This window comes from Kitasatospora sp. NPDC056446 (assembly GCF_042796115.1).
GTDB lineage: Bacteria > Actinomycetota > Actinomycetes > Streptomycetales > Streptomycetaceae > Kitasatospora.
Genome location: NZ_JBHTRF010000042.1, coordinates 28,978 through 33,970, shown reverse-complemented (window position 1 = coordinate 33,970; position 4,993 = coordinate 28,978). Strand labels below are relative to the sequence as shown.

Genomic DNA, 4,993 nt, shown 5'->3' with positions numbered 1-4,993 from the left:
TCAGGGTCTGCGGGTGGTCACCACCGAGGACGCGCTCGTTGTCGGCGAGGAGGCGCGTGTACAGGTCGGTGGCACGGTGGAGGTCGCCCGCCGCCTGGTAGGCACCGGCGAGGTTGTTGCGGGAAGCCAGGGTGTCGGGATGGTCGCCGCCGAGGACCCGTTCGCTGTCCGTGAGCGTTCGCTCGAACAAGCGGAGGGCACGGCCGAGGTCCCCGGCGGAGTGATACGCGTAGGCGAGGTTGTTGCGGGAGGACAGGGTGTCGGGGTGGTCACCGCCGAGGACGCGTTCGCGGTCGGCGAGGACGCTCTCGTACAGGTCGGTGGCAGCCTCCAGGTCGCCCGCGGACTCGTAGACGCCGGCGAGGTTGTTGCGGCTGGTCAGGGTCTGCGGGTGATCGTCCCCGAGGACGCTTTCACGGTCGGCGAGGACGCTCTCGAACAGGTCGGTGGCAGCCTCCAGATCGCCCGCGGTCGCATAGGTGTGGGCGAGGTTGTTGCGGAAGTTCAGGGTCTGCGGGTGGTCGTCCCCGAAGACGCGCTCACTACTGTCGAGCACGCGCTCGAACAGCGGGATGGCGCGGTCGAGGTCGCCGGCCGACTCGTAGGCCCGGGCGAGATTGTTGCGGGTGATCAGGGTCTGCGGGTGGTCGTCTCCGAGGACGCGCTCACTGTTGTCGAGCACGCGCTCGAACAGCGGGATGGCGCGGTCGAGGTCGCCGGCCGACTCGTAGGCGCCGGCGAGATTGTTGCGGGAGACCAGGGTGTCGGGGTGGTTGCCGCCGAGGATCCGTACACGGGCGGCGACGACGCGCCGGAAGGCGGGGACCGCGGCTGCCGGTGCTCCCTGTGCCTGGCGAAATGCGGCGATCCGGCCAAGGACGTCGGCGGTCCGGGCGGTGTCGTGATCGGCATCGTGCCGGGCGGTGAGGGCGTCGCCATGGGGAAGGAGCTCCCGGTAACGGGACCAGTTCTCAGGCAGTTCGACGTCACCCTGGAGGGCTTCCGCGAGAAGGTACGTCGCCTGGTCGCGGGCCCGGTCGATGTCGGCGGCCCGGCGGTGAGGGTCGTTCGGGTCGGACGTGCGGGCGAGGGCCTGGACGAGGCGGTGGACGGTGAGTGTGCCGTCCCCGTTGTCGGTGATCATGTTGTAGGCCAGGAGGCGGCCGACCCCGGAGATGACCTCTGGCAGGTCGGCGAGGGGCGTGAGGATGTCGCGGGGGATACGGTCGGGGGCGTACCAGGCCAGGATCCGCAGGATGTCCCCGGCGAGCGGAGTGTCGGCAAGACGGTCCAGGGTCAGGCGCCAGACACGCGCGACGGTCCGCTCGGGTTTCGTGCCCTCCGCACGGGCGGTGAAGGTGTAGGCGGGTGACTCGGTGAGCATCCTCAGGTACGTACTCGGGGTGGCCCCGGTCTGCGCACAGTAGGCGGCGGCCTGCTCGATGGCCAGCGCCAGATGTCCCACCTCCTCGCACACCGCCCCCGCGCCCTCGCTGTCGCGCGGTCCGTCATGGGTGAGGACCCGGACGAACAGGCCCTCGGAGTCGTCCTCGGCGAGGACCCCGAGTCGGACGGTGGTGGCGTGGTGGTGCCAGCCGCCGGCACGGCGGGTGGTGATCAGCACCCGCCCTCGCGGGATACGGTCCAGCAGGTCCGCGATGTCGGCGGGGTCGTCGACGTTGTCCAGCACCAGCAGCCATCCGCCGTTCCCGGCCAGCCACTGCACCACGCGCTCCGCCTGCTGCTCGTCGGGCAGCTCCGCCAGCACGGGTTTCAGGCTGCGGGCGAGTCCGGCCAGCCCGGCCTCCAGCGCGGCCGCCGTGTCCGCGATGATCCGCCACCGCACGCGCTCCTCGCGCAGGGAGGCCCAGTGGTAGGCGAGTGCGCTCTTGCCGATCCCGCCCAGGCCATGGACGGCATGGACCACGACCTCGCCCGTCTGCGCGAACGCCTGGTCCAGCAGGGCCAGTTCACTGTCTCGCCCGATGAACAGCCTGCGAGGGATGTTCGACACCCCGTGATGCGCGGCATCCGAGGGGATCGGCGTGTAGGCCTCGGGCGACAGCCGGCGCATGTCGTTGATCTGCGTGTTGTGGTCGCCGTGCTGGGACGGCGCAGGTCCGTTGTAGGTGTCGCCCGTCATCCCGGCCTCCCCGAAGCGCTCTGACCAGTACGTCGAACCCTAGACCTCGCCCCACCGTCCCGTACCGGAAATCCGAACTGCCGCGCATCGTCACAGGAGGCGGGAGCGAGGGACCCGCATCGTGGTGCAGGAGTCCGGGTGCGGGCAGGTCGGCATGCGCTCCGGCCTGCCGGTTCACGGGATCGGGCGAGGTCGTGCTGTGAGCGCCAGTCGACGAATCCCGCACGGGGATCCGGATTCCGCTGCGCCCGCGCCGGGCTTCGTGAAGACTGGGTGAAGCTCCTGTGCGCCGAACGGCGTTGGCGCACGGGACCTCTCCATGCGACACATGACACAGCATCACCACAGTGCCATTCCGAAGAAGTCCACGAGACGAGGAACGCACGTCATGAGCATCGGCATACGAGTCCTACGGTCCGCGGGCGCCGCCACCGTCGCCCTGGCCGCCATCGGCGCCCTCACGCTGGGAACGGCCGGCGGCGCCGCGGCCGACACCGATCCGCCGGCCGGCGCGGCCGGTGTGGCCGTCGACCTGCCCCTGCCGCCCGGCGCCGCCTGGAGCGATCCCACCGCGGTCAACGACAGCGGGGTGATCGTCGGCTTCGTCACCGACACGCAGTACCGGGACACCCCGGTCCGTTGGAACGCGGACCTCAGCCCCACCGCCCTCCCGCTGCTGCCCGGGGACCGGGACGGCCGCGCCGTGGGTGTCAGCAACGACGGCAGCGCCGTCGGCTACTCGGGGAACCGCACGGTGCGCTGGTCCCCCGCCGGCACGGTCAGCGTGCTGCCGCTGCTGCCCGGGGACACCGCCGGCTGGGGCTACATCCACGCGGTCAGCCGTACCGGGACGGCGGTCGGGCACTCCGCCGTCGGCGCGGCCTCCCACGCGGTGAAGTGGGGCCCGGACGGCCAAGCCGTCGCGCTCCCTCCGCTGAACGGTGACGTCAACAGCAACGCCCTCTCGGTCAACGCCTCGGGCGCGGTGGCCGGCCTGTCCTACTCGCCGTCCGGCGTCGCCCACCCCGTGCGGTGGAGTCCGAACGGCACTCCCACCGCGCTGGACCCCGCCTCGGCCTACACCGGCGTGTGGGTCGTCCAGATCAACGACGCCGGCACGGTGGTCGGGCGGGGCACGCCCACGGGTGCCGCGAACGACCAGTGGCGCTCCATGACCTGGAAGGCCGACGGCACCGTCACGGACCTGGGCCGGCACTCCACGGCGAACGCCGTCAACGCCGCGGGAACCGTCGTCGGCAAGCAGGGAGGTGCGGACAACATCGACTACACGGCGACGAGTTGGAGCCCGGACGGCACCGCCACGACGCTCGGCGCCGACTTCGAGTACACCACGGCCGTCGCCGTCAACGACGCCGGTGTCAGCGTCGGGTACACCGGGAACAAGGTGCCGCAGTCGGTGGACCGCTACGGCCTCCGCTGGGGCGCCGACGCGGCCCAGACCGAGCTGAACACGGTCCCCGGGGGCAACTCCTACCCCGTGGCCGTCAACAGCTCCGGCCTGGCCGTCGGCGTCCGGGTCAGCTACCCGACGCCGACCAGCCCCGGGTACACCGCGGTGATCTGGCGGCCGTAACCGCCGCCCGGCCGTCCGGGGGCCCTCCCGCACACGGGCGGGCTCCCGGACCGCCCGCCGACCCCGGAGGACCGGTACCGGTCAGGGGGCCACCAGGACCTTGTTCGCCGCCTTCATGACCTTCTCCCACTCCTGCTCGCCCTGGTGGAGCTGCTGGGCGTGCTTGTCGATGAGGATCCTCTCGTAGGTCGCGGTGACCAGCGTGACCGTCTGCAGGTAGTTCACCTGCCGCTTGCAGCCGACGTCGGCCACGGCCACGGCGATCTCGGCCGGGGAGGGCGGCGGCAGCGAGGCGCCGGGAGGGGTGGGCAGCCCCTTGCCGAGGAGGGAGCGGTCGTGCGCCGGGGCGGTCGGGTCGGCGTAGTCCACGCCGGTGGCCTTCATGCAGGCGCTCCAGGCGGCGGTCGCCCTGGTGACCCGGCTGTCCCGGCGGGCGGCGGTACGGGCGGCCGCCTTCAGGTTCTGGACGTAGGCGTGCGCGTCCTCGATCGGCTTGGTGCCGAGCTTGGCCCGGGCCTCGCCCGCGCAGCCGGGCTTGCCGGCCTTCGCGTCCTCGAAGTAGGCCGCCGCCTGGGCCTGGGACACGTCGCCGCCGCCCTGCGCGGGCGGGGCGGCGTTCTGGACGGCGTTCTGGACGGCGGGGGCCATGCGGTAGCCGAGGACCTTGGCGTTGTCCATGTCGATCACCCCGTAGATGACCGAGGCGCTCGGGTTCTGGGATCCGAACCGGTCCACCAGGGTGGACGGCAGTTCCAGTCCCTGGGCGCGCATGCACTCCTGCGCGAGGGTGGTCCGTGCCGTGGCCAGGACCTTCTGGTCGTCGGAGCGGAGGTAGGCGTCCAGCGGGAGGATCATCGTGCCGTCGGGCCGCATCGAGCCGCCGCCTCCCTGGAAGTCGACCGGCTTGGACGGGTCGCCCGGGGTGTCGGGGATCAGCGGGGGGATCGACGGCTCCGCCCCGGAGAGCTCACCGATCGGCGAGCCCGTGGCGTCGGAGCCGCCCCCGCCGTGGGAGCAGCCGGTTGCCAGCAGCACGGTGGCCAGCAGCGCACCGGCTGCCGCGAGCCGCACTCTCCTACGAGCTGTCATGACGGGTTCCTCCGCGGTGTGATGTGCGTGCTGTGACGCGTGTGATGGTGTGTGCGTGACGTGGTGCGCGCGACGTGGTGCGCGCGACGTGGTGCGCGCGACGTGGTGCGCGCGACGTGGTGCGCGCGACGTGGTGCGCGCGACGTGGTGCGCGCGACGTGGTGCGG

At 72.1% G+C, this 4,993-nt stretch carries 3 protein-coding genes; 1 reads left to right on the top strand and 2 read right to left on the bottom strand.

Going from position 1 to position 4,993, the window contains the following annotated elements:
- The coding region (gene fxsT / locus ACFQ6N_RS24750; protein WP_380652920.1) for an FxSxx-COOH system tetratricopeptide repeat protein at nt 1–2,143 on the bottom strand (2,143 nt) is incomplete at its 3' end.
- Nucleotides 2,144–2,531: 388 nt separating this feature from the next.
- Here fxsT and ACFQ6N_RS24745 point away from each other — a divergent pair.
- Entirely contained in the window at nt 2,532–3,737 is a 1,206-nt protein-coding gene (locus ACFQ6N_RS24745) for a hypothetical protein (RefSeq protein ID WP_380652918.1), read from the top strand.
- Nucleotides 3,738–3,818: 81 nt separating this feature from the next.
- Here the strand turns inward: ACFQ6N_RS24745 and ACFQ6N_RS24740 are convergent, their stop codons facing one another.
- The gene (locus ACFQ6N_RS24740) at nt 3,819–4,826 is read right to left on the bottom strand and encodes a hypothetical protein (protein WP_380652916.1); all 1,008 of its coding nucleotides are present in this window, start codon (nt 4,824–4,826) and stop codon (nt 3,819–3,821) included.
- Nucleotides 4,827–4,993: the final 167 nt, after the last annotated feature.

Excerpts from the sequence above, each read along its gene's own strand:
- ACFQ6N_RS24745 (WP_380652918.1), top strand. The coding sequence starts at position 2,532 with ATGAGCATCGGCATACGAGTCCTACGGTCCGCGGGCGCCGCCACCGTC.
- ACFQ6N_RS24740 (WP_380652916.1), bottom strand. The coding sequence starts at position 4,826 with ATGACAGCTCGTAGGAGAGTGCGGCTCGCGGCAGCCGGTGCGCTGCTG.